Source organism: Flavobacterium sp. PL12 (assembly GCF_039123485.1).
Lineage (GTDB): Bacteria > Bacteroidota > Bacteroidia > Flavobacteriales > Flavobacteriaceae > Flavobacterium > Flavobacterium weaverense.
This window is the reverse complement of sequence record NZ_JBANDI010000020.1, coordinates 26173-46287: the sequence shown is the minus strand read 5'-3', so window position 1 is coordinate 46287 and position 20115 is coordinate 26173. Positions and strand designations below refer to the sequence as shown.

General features: G+C 33.0%; 17 protein-coding genes. 8 read left to right on the top strand and 9 right to left on the bottom strand.

Translation table 11 applies throughout. The features are described from left to right. Positions 1-40: 40 nt before the first annotated feature. On the bottom strand, positions 41-850 hold the full coding sequence (locus tag RCH19_RS10340) for a DUF4382 domain-containing protein (RefSeq protein ID WP_343023153.1): 810 nt from the start codon (positions 848-850) through the stop codon (positions 41-43). Positions 851-942: 92 nt separating this feature from the next. Between RCH19_RS10340 and RCH19_RS10335 the strand changes: the two genes are divergently transcribed. From RCH19_RS10335 to RCH19_RS10325, 3 genes are all read left to right on the top strand, one after another. After that, positions 943-2082: an ATP-binding protein gene (locus tag RCH19_RS10335; protein WP_343023152.1), complete on the top strand. Its 1140-nt coding sequence runs from the start codon at positions 943-945 to the stop codon at positions 2080-2082. 348 nt (positions 2083-2430) lie between these two features. After that, entirely contained in the window at positions 2431-3156 is a 726-nt protein-coding gene (locus RCH19_RS10330; RefSeq protein ID WP_343023151.1) for a metallophosphoesterase family protein, read from the top strand. A 42-nt stretch (positions 3157-3198) separates the two neighbouring features. Further along, on the top strand, positions 3199-3681 hold the full coding sequence (locus tag RCH19_RS10325) for a DUF6646 family protein (RefSeq protein WP_343023150.1): 483 nt from the start codon (positions 3199-3201) through the stop codon (positions 3679-3681). A gap of 92 nt (positions 3682-3773) precedes the next feature. On the opposite strand, the gene RCH19_RS10320 is transcribed toward RCH19_RS10325, so the two are convergent. The 3 genes from RCH19_RS10320 to RCH19_RS10310 form a co-directional block, all read right to left on the bottom strand. After that, a complete protein-coding gene (locus tag RCH19_RS10320) occupies positions 3774-5321 on the bottom strand; it encodes an aldehyde dehydrogenase family protein (RefSeq protein WP_188049390.1) in 1548 nt (515 codons plus the stop codon). A gap of 109 nt (positions 5322-5430) precedes the next feature. Next, a complete protein-coding gene (locus RCH19_RS10315; protein WP_343023149.1) occupies positions 5431-5961 on the bottom strand; it encodes a 3-hydroxyanthranilate 3,4-dioxygenase in 531 nt (176 codons plus the stop codon). A gap of 39 nt (positions 5962-6000) precedes the next feature. Then, positions 6001-7113, bottom strand: a complete 1113-nt coding sequence (locus tag RCH19_RS10310) for an endonuclease/exonuclease/phosphatase family protein (protein ID WP_343023148.1) — start codon at positions 7111-7113, stop codon at positions 6001-6003. Between the two features lie 269 nt (positions 7114-7382). Between RCH19_RS10310 and RCH19_RS10305 the strand changes: the two genes are divergently transcribed. The 3 genes from RCH19_RS10305 to RCH19_RS10295 all read left to right on the top strand — a co-directional run bounded on the left by RCH19_RS10305 (position 7383) and on the right by RCH19_RS10295 (position 9551). Further along, on the top strand, positions 7383-8279 hold the full coding sequence (locus RCH19_RS10305) for an LD-carboxypeptidase (RefSeq protein ID WP_343023179.1): 897 nt from the start codon (positions 7383-7385) through the stop codon (positions 8277-8279). A gap of 154 nt (positions 8280-8433) precedes the next feature. Beyond that, positions 8434-8793, top strand: a complete 360-nt coding sequence (locus RCH19_RS10300) for a YraN family protein (RefSeq protein WP_343023147.1) — start codon at positions 8434-8436, stop codon at positions 8791-8793. A gap of 101 nt (positions 8794-8894) precedes the next feature. Next, complete coding sequence (locus tag RCH19_RS10295) at positions 8895-9551, top strand: aspartate kinase (RefSeq protein WP_121924809.1); 657 nt, start codon at positions 8895-8897, stop codon at positions 9549-9551. A gap of 60 nt (positions 9552-9611) precedes the next feature. On the opposite strand, the gene mfd is transcribed toward RCH19_RS10295, so the two are convergent. Both mfd and RCH19_RS10285 read right to left on the bottom strand, forming a co-directional pair. Next, the gene (gene mfd / locus RCH19_RS10290) at positions 9612-12980 is read right to left on the bottom strand and encodes a transcription-repair coupling factor (protein ID WP_343023146.1); all 3369 of its coding nucleotides are present in this window, start codon (positions 12978-12980) and stop codon (positions 9612-9614) included. Next, positions 12973-13575, bottom strand: a complete 603-nt coding sequence (locus tag RCH19_RS10285) for a hypothetical protein (RefSeq protein WP_343023145.1) — start codon at positions 13573-13575, stop codon at positions 12973-12975. Before RCH19_RS10285 ends, mfd begins: the two co-directional genes overlap by 8 nt. A 222-nt stretch (positions 13576-13797) precedes the next feature. Here RCH19_RS10285 and RCH19_RS10280 point away from each other — a divergent pair, with 222 nt between their 5' ends. Together RCH19_RS10280 and RCH19_RS10275 are read left to right on the top strand one after the other, a co-directional pair. Further along, the gene (locus tag RCH19_RS10280; RefSeq protein WP_343023144.1) at positions 13798-14736 is read left to right on the top strand and encodes an L-threonine 3-dehydrogenase; all 939 of its coding nucleotides are present in this window, start codon (positions 13798-13800) and stop codon (positions 14734-14736) included. 372 nt (positions 14737-15108) lie between these two features. After that, positions 15109-15486, top strand: coding sequence for a hypothetical protein (locus RCH19_RS10275; protein WP_343023143.1), 378 nt, complete (start codon positions 15109-15111; stop codon positions 15484-15486). A 100-nt stretch (positions 15487-15586) separates the two neighbouring features. On the opposite strand, the gene RCH19_RS10270 is transcribed toward RCH19_RS10275, so the two are convergent. The 3 genes from RCH19_RS10270 to RCH19_RS10260 all read right to left on the bottom strand — a co-directional run bounded on the left by RCH19_RS10270 (position 15587) and on the right by RCH19_RS10260 (position 20087). Then, positions 15587-17461 carry a M1 family metallopeptidase gene (locus RCH19_RS10270; RefSeq protein WP_343023142.1) on the bottom strand — a complete coding sequence of 625 codons (1875 nt, stop codon included), beginning with the start codon at positions 17459-17461 and terminating at the stop codon, positions 15587-15589. A 65-nt stretch (positions 17462-17526) separates the two neighbouring features. Then, positions 17527-19149, bottom strand: a complete 1623-nt coding sequence (locus tag RCH19_RS10265) for a S8 family peptidase (protein WP_343023141.1) — start codon at positions 19147-19149, stop codon at positions 17527-17529. 77 nt (positions 19150-19226) lie between these two features. Then, the gene (locus tag RCH19_RS10260; RefSeq protein WP_343023140.1) at positions 19227-20087 is read right to left on the bottom strand and encodes an MBL fold metallo-hydrolase; all 861 of its coding nucleotides are present in this window, start codon (positions 20085-20087) and stop codon (positions 19227-19229) included. Positions 20088-20115 lie beyond the last annotated feature (28 nt).

Sequence of the window (20115 nt, the reverse complement as noted above, 5' to 3'; positions counted from 1 at the left end):
ATTTAATCCTCTCTTTTTTCCAATATCTAAAGACCTATTTTTATAAAGAAATAGCTCCCATGTTAGTCATTGCTCCATTAACAACTACTACTCCTGGAACCGTTTTAATAACTTTACCGGAGGCTATTTCTGGAGTTAAAGTAACAGTGTAAGTTCCTGCAGGAATACCATTAAGCTGAAATACTCCCAACTCATTGGCAAAAGCCGTAACCTCAACATCTCCCACTTTAACAGAGGCCATGACTTGAAAGCCCGTCAAAACAGGATTAATACTTCCCTTGATGACTCCTGAAGTTGCAGCAGTAGAAACTCTGATAACTGGATGCAAATTATATTTACCTGAACTCCCTGCTTGCACAACAACTGAATGTTCGACATCAAAATCCAACAAAAAATCATAAGTTGCGCCACCTACTAATTCTTGGTTGATTTTTAATTTTAGTCCGGATTGTTGCGCACTTGGCGTATTCAAAGGATAGCTAACACCATCTTTGACAACAGTGTTTTTCTCGCCTAAAAGCAATCGAACTTGCCCTAAAAAACCAGAAGGCACCAGATTATCAGCTAACAAGACATTTACTCCTCCAGTTAGGTCTAATAAATTATAGACTTTAGGAGTAACATTTCCTATACTGACCCAGCCTTTACTATCATCATTATCAGTAGCTGATTTTATCAGGACATCTTGCACATCAACGTTTACGGCATCATAGTCACCCGGAGCATCTGTCATTCGAACTGAAACTCTCGATGTTTGTGTTGAATCATCATTTGAGTTACATCCAATAATTGATAATAACATAAATGTTATTACACTAAAACTTAACAAGTAAAATTTAATCTTTTTCATATCTTTCCATTATTTAAATTTGGTTACTTTTAATAACGCTTAAATTTACTACGTCGTATTACTTTTAACACTTTTATACATAAAATTAACAAATGATCAACAAACGCATTCTTATTAAAAACCTTCTCGCGCATAATGACGAGAGCAGTTTTTTTGATAAAAAGCGTCAATTAAATTTACATTCACAAGAAGGAAAAGCTAAGTTTTTGAAACATATTTGCGCCTTATCCAACTCCAATCCTACTAACAATTCCTATATAATTGTTGGTGTCGAGGATCAAGATAATACGATTGTAGGTGATGATTTTTTTGATGATAGTCGGATTCAAAATTTAGTGAATGCTTATTTAGAAAATCCTCCAAAAATCCAATATGAGAATATCCCTTTTCCTAATTTACCAAAGGATAAAGTGATTGGATTAGTAACTGTAAAACCTAAGAGCAATCCTTCACATTTTAAAAAGGGAATTTATACCATTCCAATCAATAGCACCTACATTCGACAAGGCAGTAATACCATGCCTTATGCTGGTGCAATTGAAAAAAATTATCTAAATAAAGAAACGGTACTTGGTATTGAAAATAATTCTAGAAATTCGATTGAATATACGCTTGACGGCGTAATTGATTTTTTAAACTTTCGACATAAGGACATGTCGCCAAAATATAAAGTATTTAAAGAGTTATTTGTAATTTGCTGGGCAGGAATCCCGAAGAAATCACGTGAAAAAACGTATTTGTCTCGTGTAGATATCGAATTAATAAATGAGCAAATTAAGTTATTTTACTCTGATCAAGATGTTGTTGAAATAACTTATGATGAGGATAGTTTTACCATTGTCGAATATGTTTCTCTTGGATTAAATGACAAAACAAGTTATTATCCTTTAGAAAAACAGACGATTTGCTTTCAAGATAATGGATATTATAAAATTGATAGAAAAATGCTTTTTGAACCACCTAAGTTTAATAGAAGGATGTTATTCCATATCTATAATTCGAATATCGCTTTGCTAAATAAATTAGAAAAAGGTCATTCGTTAACTAATAGAGAACAGAAAGATTTAGAAAACTTACCTTCTACATTTATGATTTGCTATCTGAATGGTTTTGAAGATGCTAAACAAAAACTCATTGATGCAAAAGCTTTACTAAAACCTTTTGTTTCCGTTTATCTATCGTTTAAAGACTCTTTACGGATTTTGAGAAAAATGAAGTATGATGTACAATAAGCACTAAGATAAAATTATTCTTGGTATTAATTTAAAATCTTAAAATAAGCTTACTACTTCTTTAAAAACTTGGCAAACAATTTTAGCTAGGAATAATGATAACGACAAAAGTGTATTCATTTTGATGACTGTTTAATTATTTATTGTAAAAATAAACTTAAATTTTCACAAAACCAATCCCTAAATTTAATGATATTTTTGATTTTATTTAAAATCAAGATTTGTTATAGCTAAATCTAAAAAACAAATCAAAAAGGCTCTGTTTCACCACTCTTTTACTTATTTTTATAAATTAAAAAATAACGAACTCTTATCTCGCTATTTTACAATACTAAGAAAACAATTTACATGAGAACACTTGTTATAGGCGATATTCATGGTGGTTTGCGAGCGCTACACCAAATTATGGAGAGAGCCAAAGTTACTACTAAAGACACCCTAATTTTTTTAGGAGATTATGTTGATGGGTGGAGCCAATCTCCTCAAGTCATCGATTATCTTATAGATTTACAAGAAAAGCAGAATTGTATATGCATCCGGGGAAATCACGACGATTTATTATTAGAATGGCTTGACGAAAACAAAGATAATTTACTCTGGTATAAACATGGTGGAGAAGCAACTGTAACCGCATATGAATCTGTCAGTTTAGAAACTAAGAAAAAACATATCGAGTTCCTAAAAGCACTTCAGAATTATCATTTAGATGATAAACATCGTTTATATGTACACGCAGGATTCACTAACGTAAATGGAGTCCATTATGAATATTTTCCAGGTCAGTTTTACTGGGATAGAACATTGTGGGAAACCGCTCTATCATTTGACACAAGAATGCAACGTGATGATCTTTTTTATCCAAAACGTTTTACTTTATACCACGAAGTTTTTATTGGACATACTCCGGTTACTAGAATTGGAGAAACAACTCCAGTACAAAAAGCAAATATTTGGAACGTAGACACAGGTGCTGCGTTTAAAGGCGCCCTGACAATTATGGATGTTGATACAAAGGAATTTTGGCAAAGTGAACCTTTGAATCAATTATATTTTGACGAGAAAGGAAGAAATTAGATTTATTGAACTAATTTTACTGCAAATTAAAAAACAAAGAGAATGAAAAAGATTATTACATTAGCATTATTATTCACTATTGGATTAACTAATGCTCAAGCTTTTAAAGGAGCTGGAGATACGAAACTGAACATTGGAATGACAGTTCAAAATGGTGGTACTGGAATTTTAGTTTCTAGTGACTACGGACTGGGAGAAAATTTCTCGATTGGTGCTCTTGCCTCGTACTTACTTTCAGGAAGTGGTATTTCAGCAGTTTCTAGTGACTATCGTTTTGATGTGAAAGCTAGATTTAATGCTAATTTAGGAAATGTATTAAATGTTTCTCCAAAATTTGATGTGTATCCTGGTTTAAATTTAGGTTTAAAAAACTTTGGTGGTCATGTAGGTGCAAAATATTTCTTTTCAGAAGGATTTGGTGTTTTTACTGAATTTTCAACACCTTTTGCAAAATATGATAAAGATGCAATATCAAAATACAATAATGGATCATCATTCAATATTGGCGCTTCATTTAATTTGTAGTTTTTTTTACTTATAAATTTTACAAAGTTCTAAACATAAAAAAAGGCAATTTGAAATATTCAAATTGCCTTTTTTGGTACTTTTATTTTTGATTACAAATCAAATTTGATTCCTTGTGCTAATGGCAATTGAGTTCCATAATTGATTGTATTCGTTTGTCTTCTCATGTAGGCTTTCCAAGCATCTGATCCTGACTCACGGCCACCACCAGTTTCCTTTTCTCCTCCAAAAGCACCACCAATTTCTGCTCCTGAAGTTCCAATATTTACATTTGCAATTCCGCAATCAGATCCTGATTGAGAAAGGAACAATTCCATTTCTCTCATACTGTTTGTAAAAATAGAAGAAGAAAGTCCTTGTGGAACTCCATTTTGCATTGCAATAGCTTCTTCAATCGTGCTGTATTTCATTACATATAAGATTGGTGCAAAAGTTTCTGTTTGAACAATATCAAAATGATTTGCAGCTTCAATAATACACGGTCTTACATAACAACCACTTTCATATCCTTCACCTTCTACTAATCCACCTTCAACAATAATTTTTCCACCTTCTTTTTTGGCAGCTTCGATAGCTTCTAAATAATCTTTCACAGCTCCTTTGTCAATAAGTGGACCTACGTGATTATTCTCGTCTAGTGGATTTCCTATTTGCAATTGACCATAAGCATTTTTCAAAACACTAATCGTTTTGTCATACACACTTTCGTGAATAATTAAACGTCTAGTTGATGTGCAACGTTGTCCCGCAGTTCCTACCGCTCCAAAAACAGCTCCAACTAATACCATACTAATATCAGCATGTTCTGAAACTATAATTGCATTATTTCCTCCTAGTTCTAGAATAGTATTCCCAAAACGTTCCGCAACTGTTTTTGAAACGTGACGACCAATTCTAGTTGATCCTGTAAATGAAACTAAAGAAATTCTTTTGTCATTATTGATTAAATCTCCTGACTCATTTCCAGTTACTAAACAACTAACTCCTTCTGGTACGTTATTTCTTTTGAGAACTGTTTTGATTATATTCTGGCAAGCAATACCACATAAGGGCACTTTCGAGCTTGGTTTCCAAATAGCAACATCACCACAAACCCATGCAATCATTGCGTTCCAACTCCATACTGCAACTGGAAAGTTAAATGCGGATATAATCCCAACTGTTCCTATTGGGTGGTATTGCTCATACATTCTGTGTAAAGGTCTTTCAGAGTGCATTGTTAATCCGTAAAGTTGACGTGATAATCCAACTGCAAAATCACAGATATCAATCATTTCTTGAACTTCACCATATCCTTCTTGAAGACTTTTTCCCATCTCATAAGAAACAAGTTTTCCAAGAGGTTCTTTAAATTTTCTTAATTCATCACCCATCTGACGAACGATATCACCTCTTTTAGGAGCTGGAATCATACGCCATTCAAGAAAAGCTTCTGATGCTTTTTGCATTGCTTTTTCATAATCTTCTTTTGAAGAAGTTTTCACTTTTCCAATTAAAGCGCCATCTGCTGGCGAATAACTTTCGATGATTTTTCCGTTGGCAAAATTAGATTCACCTGTAGATGTTCCTTCATTTATGGCTTCAATCCCTAATTGCTTAAGGGCTTCTTTGATTCCGAATTGATCTGCTATTGTTATCATTGTAACTTTTTTATTAAAAATTGTTATATTTCTATACAAACATACCGATTATACATCAAATAATAACACATATTGTCTTTATTTTGCTCATAAATCTCTAAAAATGTAGTTATATAAATTTTGGATCAACGTCCATGACTGTTCCACATTTAGCACAAGTTCTCAAGTCCTCAGAGCCGTAAAAATGTTTGAAATGTGGCAGGAAATCTTTTTCAATATCGTGTAATTCAAAATAAACTTCGTGCAATTTATGATTACAGTTATCGCAAAACCAAAGAAGTCCATCTGTATAGCCAAGACCTGCTCTTTTCCTTTCTATTACGAGTCCGATTGAACCCTTAGATCGCACTGGCGAATGTGGTGTTTTAGCAGGGTGCAAATACATGTCACCTGCATGGAGTTCCATTTCCCTTCTTTCACCATTATCCTGAACTATCACTTTTATCGAGCCTTCAAGCTGATAAAAAAGCTCTTCGGTTTCATTGTAATGATAGTCTTTCCTTGCGTTAGGACCTGCAACTACCATTATAATATAATCTCCAGATTCTGTGTATAAATTTTTATTACCAACAGGTGGTTTAAGTAAATCACGATTTTCCTCTATCCATTTATTAAGATTGAAAGGTTTTGCTATTGCCATTTTTTTTGTTTTAAACGTAAAGTTATGAAATATTAAATATTACTTTTTCTCTTTAATTAAATAAATATAAACTGGAAAGTGGTCACTATAACCAATTTCGGTAGTGGAATGTCGCAAAGGATATCCCTTATACTGTCCACTATTTTGAATCAAAAAAGACTTGTTATAAATTCCTGCTTTCCAATATTGAAATGTGGAATAATCTGTTTTTATTAAAGATTCTGATACTATGATTTGGTCAAAAACATCCCATGCATCGCGATATGCGATAGTTCCCATACCACTTTTAGCCATTTCCTCAAAGGGATTGAAAACTCCAAATTCCTTCACTTCAGATTTTTTTGCTTTGGCGCCAAGCGCAATTTTAACACTTTTGTTGTACGGACCATCATTCATATCGCCCATCGTAATCACTTTTGCATTAGGATTTATTCTTTGTAGTGAATCGATAATTCTCCTATTTAATGCTCCTGCTGCTTCTCTAAAAGGGCTTGATTTTTTTTCACCGCCAGATCTCGATGGCCAGTGATTTACAATAATATTTATTTCTTCACCATCTAGAAACCCAGTAACTAATAATTGATCACGAGTATAAACTCGATAATTCTTAGTACTTACTTGCATTTCATCATCAGAACCTTCATCACTTATAAGTTTAGAATTTTCCGTACTGGAATTTCCTTTCTTATAAATATACAGTGGAATATTACTGAAACTTGTAGGCTGAAATTTATTTTTTTGATACAACAATGCTACATCAATTCCTCTTTTGTCTGGCGAATCAAAGTGAATTATACCGTAATCTTTCTCGATTAATTTGGGTTGCTTTATTAGATCTTCGAGAACTTCTCTATTTTCTATTTCGCATCCACCAATAAATGTTGGTGAATCTGTATTTTCTCCAGATCCTATCTCCGCTAAAACTCTTGCAAGATTGCTCAATTTTTTTTGATACTTATTAACCGTCCACCGCTGCAAGCCATTTGGCGTCCATTCTTCATCAAAAGTATCTGGATCATCTACTGTATCAAATAGATTTTCGAAATTATAAAAAGCAACAGTATGGATAATATATTTTTTAGGTTGTCCAAAGCTATTTGGAACCATAAAAAACAAAAGAATAACTATAGCAATACCGTGCGTAATTTTCATAAGCAATTTTTATTTCAGCTCCGTAAATTCATTGAATCTTGGAAGTGTACTTGTAAAAATAGTCATTTCGATTTGTAACTTAAAATTATTCTGTAATTCGCTATCTTTGTTTTTGATGTCCCTTAAAACACAATGTCTCAATTTATAATTATAAGCAATTCTATATGCTAAGAAATAAAAGTCAGTTACAAAGCCATTTTACCATTTTACACTTAATACTCTTCATCACGTTAACATTACAATCTTTCAACATACAAGCTCAAAAACATATGATTACACCAGCACATTTAAAAAAAGGAGATACCGTAGCAATTTTGGCAACAGCCAGAAAAAATCTTGATGACAATTTAAAACCTGCAATTGATTTATTAAAAAGCTGGGGACTTAATGTAGTTATCGGCAGTACAATAGGTTTAGATAACAATCAATTAGCGGGAACAGATGAGCAGCGTGCAGCGGATTTTCAACAGCAAATGGACGATCCAAAGATCAAAATGATCTGGTGTGTAAAAGGAGGTTATGGTACTGTTCGAATAATTGATCTATTAGATTTCACAAAGTTCAAGCAAAATCCAAAATGGTTAGTTGGGTTCAGTGATGTTACTGCATTACACAATCATTTAAATACTATGGGTTTTAAATCAATTCATGGAATAATGCCAGTAACAGTGGCCAGAGCGACACCGCAAGCTGTTGAAACATTACGAATTGCACTGTTTGGCGGAAAATTAAAGTACGAAGTAGAGCCTTTTAAAATGAATCGAATAGGTAAAGCTAAAGGGGAATTAGTAGGTGGTAATCTATCTATTTTATATAGCCTTTTTGGTTCGCCGTCAGCGATCGATTGTTCAGATAAAATCTTGTTTATTGAAGATTTAGATGAGTACTTGTATCATATCGACCGAATGATGATGAATTTAAGACGCAACGGTTGTCTTGAAAGCATAAAAGGAATTCTTGTGGGCTCGATGACAAAGATGAAGGACAACGATATTCCTTGGGGGAAAAATGCCATTGAAATTATTGATGATGTCACTAAAAAATATAATATTCCCGTGATGTATAATTTTCCAGCAGGTCATATTCAAGATAACAGAGCTTTAATTTTAGGAAATAGAGTTAGTATCGATGTTAATGATACGATGAGCACTGTGGTATTTGAGTAAGAGTCCTCCCCCAACCCCCTCCAAAGGAAGGGGAGAATAAATTGCATTCTTTTATAAATAAACATTTTAATAGGAATAATTTAATTCACAATCTGAGAAAGGAATTTAAAGTCGAAGATTGATAATAAAAACTGAAAATTTCAAACTGAAATAAATGGCTGAACATAACGAACTTGGTAAATTAGGGGAAGAAATGGCAGTGGATTTTCTTAGGAAAGAAGGTTATACTATTTTGGAAACTAACTGGACTTTTCAAAAAGCAGAAATTGATATAATTGCTCGTAAAGAAGATACGCTTGCTATTATTGAGGTGAAAACTCGTTCCTCATTAGAGTTTGGATTACCACAAGATTTCGTAAACCCAAAAAAAATACAGCTATTAGTAAAAGCCGTTGACGCATTTGTCAATGAAAGAAGTATCGATCAAAACGTGCGTTTTGACATCATCGCTATACATAAGGAAGGCAAGTCTTTTGTGATTGAGCATCTTATCGACGCATTTTACCATTTTTGATAGTGTTATATTTGTAACAAATTGTTTTTTTATTTACATTTGCATCTTGCTTCGATTCGAATCACAATTATTCTTGTATTAAATTTAAAAATCAGTTCCTTATGAAAACGGTATCTTCAATTGTAGAAAATTACATTAAAACAAAGCCATTTTTATTGAATGCTTTATCTCTAGGCATAATCAACTTGACTTCATTGTCAAGAAATATAATGACTGAACTAGAGAGTGATTTTGGAAAAGAAGTAAAACAAGGCGCAGTAGTAATGGCTTTAAAGCGACTTACTGAAGAACTTGACTTTAGATTAAATCATAAGATTAACAAAGTCATAAAGAACATTGGTGAAATTACAGTGCGATCTTCTTTAACAGATTATACTTTTGCTGCTTCAGATACTGTTCTAAATAAACAAGCGGATTTAATCACAGACATTAACGCACTTCCTGATATTTTCTACACTTCGTCAAGAGGTGTAAATGAGACAAACATTGTAGTAAGTAATAGCATTAATCACTTAGTTGACAAGCATTTTGCCAACGAAAAGTTGATTCAAAAATTAGACAATCTAGCTTCAATAACCGTTAAATTACCGAAAGAAAATATTGTTGTACCTGGAATCTATTATTTTATTTTCCAACGTTTAGCTTGGGAAGGAATTATAATCAATGAAGTTATTTCAACTTCGAATGAATTTACAATTCTAGTAAGTGAGGAACAAGTAGATGTTGCCTTTAAGGTAATTAAGGATTTGAAGAATTAATACTATTTAATATTTAAGACTTCCAGCCAATAAAAGTCTGGAAGCTTTAAATATTCTAAATTATTTTCCTCCCAACATTTCCATATATTCTAACGCAGTTCTTGTATTCTTGACATTTTCAAAAGTTAGTAATAGCTTTAAACCAGTTGGCGTTTCCTTTTCCTTTATTTTGCAAATGTTACTATTCTTTGTAACGAATTGTATCATATTAGTAAATCGTTTGGATTGATAGTAATCAGATTGCTGATCTGACACAAAATAGCCAATCATTTTTCCTTTTTTCATTACTAATTTTTCAATCCCTAAACGGGTTGCAATCCATTTAATTCGAATACTATTCATTAAAGCCTTTGCACGTGGAGGCATTGGTCCAAAACGGTCAATCAATTTGTTTTGGAAAATGATTAATTCCTCTTCGTTTTTAACAGCTCCTAATTCATTATATAAACTCAAACGTTCTGAGACATTATTAATATATTCATCAGAGAAAAGCAATTCAAAATCGGTATCGATTTGCAAATCTTTTACATATTCTTTTGTTTCGATATCATTTTCTTCAGGATATAAATCCTTAAATTCATTTTCTTTTAATTCATCGATGGCTTCGTTTAAAATTTTCTGATACGTATCAAAACCTATTTCGTTGATAAAACCACTTTGTTCACCACCTAATAAATCTCCCGCACCACGAATCTCAAGATCCTTCATCGCAATATTAAAGCCACTTCCTAATTCGCTGAATTGTTCTAAAGCTTGAATTCTTTTTCTAGCATCATCCGTCATCGCAGAATAAGGAGGACAAATAAAATAACAAAACGCTTTCTTGTTACTACGACCTACTCGACCACGCATTTGATGTAAATCAGATAGTCCAAAATTATTAGCATTATTGATAAAAATCGTATTTGCATTCGGAACATCTAATCCACTTTCAATTATTGTGGTTGCTACCAAAACATCAAATTCTCCATTCATAAAGGCCAACATCAACTCTTCTAGCTTTTTTCCTTCCATTTGTCCGTGGCCAATTCCCACACGAGCATTTGGCACTAAACGCTGAATCATTCCTGCTACTTCTTTGATGTTTTCGATTCTGTTATTAATGAAGAAAACTTGTCCGTTGCGCTGAATTTCATACGAAATAGCATCCCGAATCAACTCTTCACTAAAACCAACTACATTGGTTTCTATCGGATATCGATTGGGTGGTGGCGTTGTAATTACTGATAAATCTCGCGCTGCCATTAGTGAAAACTGTAAAGTCCTAGGTATTGGTGTAGCCGTTAATGTCAATGTATCAACATTAGCAGCAATCGTTTTTAATTTGTCTTTTACGTTGACACCAAATTTTTGTTCCTCATCAACAATCAATAATCCTAAATCTTTAAAAACTACATTTTTATTTACTAATTGGTGTGTTCCTATAACAATATCAAGTTTTCCGTCGGCTAAATCTTTTAAAGTTTCAGCTTTTTGTTTTGCAGTTCTAAAACGATTTAAGTAACCTATTGTAACTGGCATATCTTTCAACCGTTCTGTAAAAGTTCTGTAGTGCTGGTATGCTAAAATAGTTGTTGGTACAAGAATCGCCACTTGCTTACTATTATCAACTGCTTTAAAAGCGGCGCGAATTGCAACTTCGGTTTTTCCAAAACCTACGTCACCACAAACCAAACGATCCATTGGACGATCACTTTCCATATCAGCTTTTACTTCTGCTGTAGATTTTGTTTGATCTGGCGTATCTTCATATATAAACGAACTTTCTAATTCATTTTGTAAATAACTGTCAGGAGCAAACTGAAATCCTTTATCTAATCGTCTTTTAGCATACAATTGAATCAAATTGAATGCAACGTGCTTGACTCTAGCCTTGGTTTTTTGTTTTAAAATCTTCCATGCATTCGAACCTAATTTGTAAATCTTAGGCGGTGCTCCATCTTTTCCGTTATATTTTGAAATTTTGTGAAGTGAATGAATACTCACGTACACAATATCATTGTCAGCGTAAACCAATTTGATGGCTTCTTGCGTTTTACCTTCAACTTGTATTTTCTGTAAACCACCAAAACGTCCTATTCCGTGATCGATATGCGTTACATAATCACCAACCGAAAGTGTTGTCAGTTCTTTTAAAGTGATATTTTGCTTTTTAGAATAGCCGCTTTTAATATTAAATTTATGGTACCGCTCAAAAATTTGGTGATCAGTATAACACGTAATTTGATTTTCATCATCGATAAATCCTTGAAACAAAGGCAAAACTACGGTGTGATATTGCTTACGAATGTTCTCAGAATTAGCTTCGTCTAACGTTTCGAAAATATCATGAAACCGCTTTGCTTGATTTTCATTCGAACAAAACAAATAATTCTTATAGCCGTTAAAGTGATTTTCACTTAAATTATTCAGCAATAAATCAAATTGTTTATTAAAAGATGGTTGTGGCTGAATGTGATATTCAAATTTCTTAGTACTTCTAAAAATAGGTTTTGAACTTAGCTCAACGATTGAAAAATCTAACGCTCTCTTAATAAAAGAAGCTTGATTTAAAAATAACTGCTCCGGTGTAGAGCGTTTTATTTCTTGAGATAATTTGGCAAAAGCCTCTTCAGCTTTTTCAAACTGTTTATCTAACTGCGAAAAAAAATCTTCGGTGTTTTGGATGAAAATTACTGTTTTCTCAGAAATGTAATCTAAGAAACTCTCTCTGTTTTCCTGAAAGACTTTATTTTCAACATTTGGAATTATGGTAATCTTTTTTTGCGTTTCAATAGACAACTGCGTGGCAACATCAAAACTACGAATGCTTTCTACCTCATCACCAAAAAACTCTAATCTGTACGGATTATCATTAGAAAATGAAAAGACATCGACAATTCCTCCACGTACAGAGAACTCGCCTGGTTCTGTAATAAAATCTACTCTTTTAAATTCGTATTCAAATAAAACTTCATTAATAAAATCGATTGAGATTTTATCACCAACTGCTACTTTCAAAGTGTTTTTATCCAACTCTCTTCGGGTTACTACTTTCTCAAATAGCGCTTCAGGATAAGTGACGATAATAGCAGGTTTTTTGCGGGAATTGATTCGGTTTAAAACTTCAGCACGTAATAAAACATTAGCATTATCAGTTTCTTCGATTTGATATGGTCTTCGAAAGGAGCCAGGATAAAACAATACGTCCTGATCACCAATCATTTGTTCTAAATCATTTAAATAATAGGCAGCCTCTTCTTTATTATTTAAAACAATTAAAAAAGGTAGTTCTGATTTTTTAAAAATAGAATGTATTACAAATGAAAGTGCTGATCCCAGTAATCCTGACAAATGCATTTTAACTTGATTGTTTTCTTGTAAACGAGCAACAATTTGCTGTGTTTTGGGAGAATTATCGTAGGTGTTATATAATATTTTTTTACTCAACTCTAGGTATATTTTCGTCAATAATCACATTAGGTATCGCTCTGGAAGCGTCTCTCATTTTTATCAAATCAGACTCTCCTACTTCGACTGGAATCTTACTTTTATCAACCGTTTTTTCCATTTGCCTTTGTAAGGAAACTAATTCTAAATTAATCTCTGCGATTAATTTCACCACTTTTTTGTCTGGAATATTATCAAGATTGATATATAAATCTAGCATCTGCGTCTTAGCAACTACAGTAGAAATTCTGCTTTTTATAGCAGGTATGCTATAAGCGCCAGGAATATTATCGTTTAAAGCCATTGCTTTTTTAGTAATTGCTTTAGACTTTTGCTGAAAAGAACCAATTGTCTTTTTAGGTTTTTGTGCTAATTCAACAAAAAAGACTCTCCATTCATTCCAGTTAGCCAAACTATTTTCGGCGGCTTCTGTAACAGGAGTGTCATAAAATACCCAGCCTTTCTCTATGTTTTTAAGTATAACTTCTCTTTTTTGTATTTCTTTCTTATTTTCTGCGATACGCTTTTGATCGTCATTTTGACAGGAGAACAAAATAAAAACCAAAGATAATAAGACTACTATTTTGTTTGTCATTTGGATTTGGATTAAAATACAAAGTTACAAAGTAAATTTACAATTACGAATACGGAAATTGGAATAACAATCCAATAACTTAAACTATTTTAATGTGCTTAAAAAAGAAATAATTAAGAAATTTGACTGCTAATTCTATATTCTTTTTACAAATTAAACTGTATTATTATCATATTTATAATATTCACAAAAATGTTATATTTGTAGCTCAAAATAGACAAAATGAGTACTAAAATATTGATTATCGGTGCTTGCGGACAAATTGGGACTGAGCTTACCCATAAACTACGTGAGATTTACGGAACCGAAAACGTAATTGCTTCTGACATTAGAAAACTAAATAACGATGTCGTCAATTCAGGACCTTTTGAAGTAGTAAATGCATTAGATTTTAACCAAATCGAGCATCTTGTAGAGGTTCATAAAATAGATGAAATTTATTTAATGGCTGCACTGCTATCTGCAACTGCCGAGAAGAATCCAGCGTTTGCTTGGGACCTGAATATGAACTCTTTGTTTCACGTTTTGAATTTGGCGAAAGCCAAGAAAATAAAAAAAATATTCTGGCCTTCTAGTATCGCTGTTTTTGGACCTACGACTCCTAAAGAGAATACGCCACAATATACCGTTATGGAACCTTCAACCGTTTATGGAATCAGTAAGCAAGCAGGCGAGAGATGGTGTGAATATTACTACAATATTTTTGGGGTTGATGTTCGAAGTATACGCTATCCTGGTTTAATAAGCTGGTCATCTCCTCCTGGTGGTGGAACTACTGATTATGCAGTTGATATTTTTCACAAAGCACTTTCAGATAAAAATTATGAGTGTTTCTTATCCTCTGAAACTAAAATGCCCATGATGTATATGGATGATGCAATTGCTGCAACTATACAGATCATGCAAGCACCAGTAGAACAAATAAAAATTCGTTCTTCGTATAATTTAGCAGCAATGAGCTTTACGCCAACGGAGATTGCTGCTGAAATCAAAAAACATATTCCTGAATTTACAGTAACTTATGAGCCTGACTTCCGTCAAAAAATTGCGGATAGTTGGCCAGCAAGTATTGATGATGCAGAAGCTAGAAAAGATTGGAACTGGAAGCACAAATTTGATTTGGAAACCATGACCGTCGATATGTTAGAGCATCTAAAGTAACATAAAACGCAAACAGTCTAGCTTTAAAAACTAGACTGTTTTTTTTTGCAGTATAAAGATTCCAGCTAGGTTTATCACTAAATCATTAAGTTCTCACTAATGCACAGTAGCCATACATAGCCCAGAATCTCCAGTATTATAAGTTACACATCCATCCCAAGGGATTTTTAATTTATAAACAGATAGAAATTCTTAAATGATAAGTTTAACAAACTATATTAGTGATAAAGCTTTTGATTCATTGAATCAAGTAACCTATAAATTAGAATCTTGGCCTATAAAGATAAATGTCTAAAAGTGAGATATTTATTATTTTATCGCTATATTTATAGTACTAATAATTAGTTTAAATTTTTAATCATATTAAATATCATGTCAGAAATAAACAAAAAACAATTTGGGGTATGGATGGATTCTACTCACGCAACTATTATTGGAAGAGAGAATGTTGACGAGGGAGATTTTATAGTTCTAGGACATGTTAATGCTGAAGAAGCAGGGCGTAATTCAAATGAAAATACGGCTAATAATCATGAAATAGGTATTACTCAAAAATTCTTTAAAGAGATAGCCGCTAAAATGCCTAATGTTGACCAGATTCATTTAACCGGAACAGGACAAATCCAAGAACAGTTTATGAAGTATCTTGATGATTCCGCTCAATATAAAAATGCTGTTAAAACGGAGAGCACTTCTAACAAAATGAGCGACGAAAATGTAATTGAATTTATCAATAAATATTTCGAATAAGTCTTATCCGATTCAAAAACACAAAACCCCTTTAGAATTTAATTCTGAAGGGGTTTTGTCATTAATAATAAAAATGAAATAATTTTAGTTTAATGGAAAATTATTTAAGCTCGTACGTGTTGTTTTCTTTTTTAATATCAGCCATTAAACCACTTGGATCAATAGTAATTTTCTTAATTGCACTTTTAGGCTTTGCAATCATAAATTCCATCGTTGGAAATGCCCAAGCCCAATCTCCTAAAACTGTTCTTTTTATTGCTGGATTAGGATTCTCCTTTTCAAAATTCATCATTCTCAAAGGAATATAAAAACTCTCCATAGTTCCATCAGTGTATTCTACTAATAGGTCAATTGGCATAGCCATTCTACCATTCCTTTCTAAAGTTACAATCGTTCTTTTACCAATATCTCTTGGCTCTCTAATCCCGTAATCAATAGTGTTGGTTGTTTTTGTCCAGTCTGTCAAATACCAATCTAAATTTGCTCCAGAAACCCTTTCAGCTGATCTTTTTATGTCATTAGGCGTAGGGTGCTTAAATTTAAAATCACTATAATATTTCTTTAGAGTCTTCATTAAATTCTCCTTACCTATCAAATATATTAATTGTGCTAAAAACACCTCGCCTTTACTGTACGATGTAATGCTATAAACTCGATTCTCATCAAAACGATCTGCATGTGTGGTTTGAGGCAATTCTTTACCAGAATTCACCATTGAAAAATAATTTTTATAAGCTCCTTCAAATGGATTTTCTACTTTTTTATCACTCATTTGATTTAATGCGTAATCTTCAATAAAAGATGTAAAGCCTTCATCCATCCAGCCGTGTTTTAACTCATTTGAAGCTAATACATGTTGGAACCAAGAATGCGCCATTTCATGAGCAGTAACTCCTAGCAACCCTTCAAATGTACCTTGACCTAAAATTAAAGTACACATTGCATATTCCATACCTCCATCGCCACCTTGTATTACTGAATATTGCTTGTATGGATAATCGCCAACAGTTTTATTGTAAATTTCCATTAACTCAACTGTTTTAGGCTGTAGATTTTTCCAGTTTTGAATGTACTTTGGATTATTCTTATAAAGGAAATGTAGATCTACGTTATTAGGACCTTTTACAATATCATGAATATACTCTTTATCTGCAGCCCAAGTGAAATCATGAACCATTGGTGCATTAAAATGCCACGTTAATGTTTTAGTTTTCTTAGGTACCGTTACCACAACTCCTGCGTCTTGATAACCATGACCAATTTCATTTTTGTTTTGTAAGTATCCAGTACCACCTAAAACATATTCTTTATCAATTGTAATTTTTACGTCAAAATTTCCCCAAACACCATGAAACTCTCTTGCGATGTATGGATCTGCATGCCAACCCTCAAAATCGAATTCGGCCATTTTTGGATACCACTGTGACATTGAAAACTCTACTCCTTCGGCATTATTTCTTCCTGAACGACGAATTTGAACTGGAACTTGACCGTCAAAATTTAACGTCAAAGTAGTTTTTGAATTAGGAACTATTGGTTTAACCAAAGTAACTTCAAGAATTGTTCCTGCTGCTTTTACAGATGCCACGACACCATCTTGCTTAAAATTTGTAATGTTTAAATATCCCGTTTCATTAGGTTGTAAAGTTTTAATTCGGCTTTCCTTAATCTCATTAGAACCTACCTTTACTTTGTTTACCATTCTGCCGTCTGGATCCTTAATGCTTGAAACTCTAGCATCCATTTCGCTTCCCGGTTGAAAAGCATTATTATATAAATGATAGTATACTTTTTTAAGTGTATCAGATGAATTATTAGTATAAACTAATTCCTGAGTACCTTTATATTTGTATTCTTTCACGTCCATGGTGACGTCCATTTTATAATCAGCGTGTTGTTGCCAATACGCATTGTTTTGAGCGATCAGACTTCCAAAGCCTAGAGTCACAAAAGAAAGTAAAAGTAATTTTTTCATATATACATTAAAATATAAATGGAAGGACGAATCGCCCTTCCATTATGTGAATTTTTAAACTATTATTATTTTGACATTTTTTCTGCCATTATTAAAGCATTGTAAGCGTTCACTATTTTTCCTGATTTAGATAAGGTAGTAAAAGAACGTTTATCACTTGCTTTTCCACCCACGATAACTTCAGTAGTTATTGCTACTCCTGAATCCATTAAAATATGCTTCACTTGCTTAGCAGATAATTTTGGATAATAAGAACGTATTAATGCAGCAACTCCTGCAGCATTTGGCGCAGCCATTGATGTTCCTTGTAAATATTGGTAAGAGTTATTTGGAGTTGTAGCATAGATTTGGACACCTGGAGCAAAAACATCTACATTAACTTTTCCAATATTAGAAAAACGAGCCACAACTTTATCTCCGTATTCATAATTTAATGCACCAATTGTTAGCACATTATCAGCATACTCTGTCTTTTTATCATCTGCATCAGTTGGAAAATTATCCGCAAAGTCAATATCCTTAGCATCGTTTCCTGCAGCATGAACAAATAAAACATCTTTAGATTCAGCATATTTTATTGCATCATAAACCCATTGCTTGTGAGGAGAGAACGCTTTACCAAAACTTCCATTGATTACTTTAGCTCCGTTATCAACAGCATAGCGAATTCCTAAAGCAATGTCTTTATCATACTCATCTCCATCTGGTACTGCACGCACCGTAAGTATTTGTACATTATTTGCAACACCATCTCCACCTAAATTATTGTTTCTAGTTTGAGCAACAATACCTGCAACGTGTGTTCCATGAAGAATTTCCTTCTTGTCTGGTCCCATTACATTGTTATCTCCGTATTTAGTGTCCGTGATATCATTTGGATTATCACCTACAACTTTACGGTAATCTACCTTAAGATTTTCTCCACTAATTAAAGCTTTAAAATCATTAAGATCTTTTTCAATCGCTTCCTTTAATCCAGCAATAGGCATTCCGTATGAAAGCATTTGTTGCATGGTAGTTTTGCTTTTAAGCAATGTAGCATCTTTAGTAACGATAGCTTTCACTTCATCAGCGGTGTAAACTGGTTTACCAAAATGTTTTACTAATACAGCATCACCATCTTTAATTGCAACTAGCATTTCCTGTAAACGACCTTGTCCTACACTAGCTTCAGCAACTTTTTTATCATTAACACTTTTAGCTGCTTGATACGTTACATCATCAGCGATAGTTTTATCCTTAATAATTCTTTCGTATTCTAAATTCTCTTTAGTAATATCACCTAGAAAATTCCAACCATGAATATCATCAATATATCCATTATTATCATCATCTATTCCGTTTCCAGGAATCTCTTTTTTATTTGTCCACAAAACTGATTTTAAATCTTCGTGTTCAATATCTACTCCAGAATCTACAATACCTACAATTACAGGAATACCTATTTTATCTTTCAACAATTCAGCATAAGCTCTGTCCACGCTCATACCAGGGATAGTATCTTTTACGATATCTAAATGGCTCCAACGTTTCAATTCATTTTCAGTTAGCGCCGCTTTCTTTTTAACATTTAAAGGAGTAGTTATAGCACTTAAATTAGTAGTATTAATAACTTGCTTTGAAGTACCACATCCAGCCAAAACGAGCAATGCAAAGGCAGATATGTAAATAGGTTTAATAGGATTCATTATTAATGTTTTTTTTAGGTTTTTAAAATATTTGTCTAAAATAAATTTTTTTGTTACAAATCTAAGTATTCTTAACACTATGTTAAGATTTCCTCGCAGCTATGAACTTGCTTTAATCGCACTCCTTTCTCAGTGTGTTGAACAGTGATAATTTCATTATGAGCATCATGTTCTAAGAATAAGTAATAATTATTATCAGCAGCCGCATTTAAGAATTTTTCCTTTTCCGGCATTGTTAATAAAGGCCTAGTGTCATATCCCATTACATAAGGAACGGGAAGATGTCCGGCTGTGGCCAATAAATCAGCGCAAAAAACTATTGTTTTATCTTGATACTGAATGTGAGGTAGCATTTGCTTTTCAGTGTGTCCATCTGCAAAGAAGATGCCAAAACCCAGCTCTGATTGCGATAAGTAATCGCCTTCAGGTCTTTTTACAAAATTTAATTGGCCGCTTTCTTGCATTGGCAAAATATTTTCAGATAGGAAAGATGCTTTCTCGCGTACATTAGGTTTTGTTGCCCATTCCCAATGATTTTCGTTACTCCAAAATTTAGCATTTTTAAAAGCAGGTTCGTAACCTGTTTTACTATCATTCCAATTTACGCTACCGCCACAGTGGTCAAAATGCAAGTGAGTCATAAAAACATCAGTCACATCATCACGATGAAAACCGTATTTAGCTAAAGATTTATCCATGGAATGTGTTCCCCAAAGCGAATAATATCCAAAAAATTTCTCGGATTGTTTATTGCCCATTCCGGTGTCAATCAAAATCAATTTATTACCATCTTCAATTAACAAACAACGCGCTGCAATGTCAATCAAATTGTTTTCATCTGCGGGATTAGTTCTATTCCAAATTGTCTTTGGCACCACGCCAAACATAGCGCCACCATCCAATTTAAAGTTTCCAGTTTCTATAGGATATAATTTCATAAACTTTTATAAATTTTGATAGAAACCA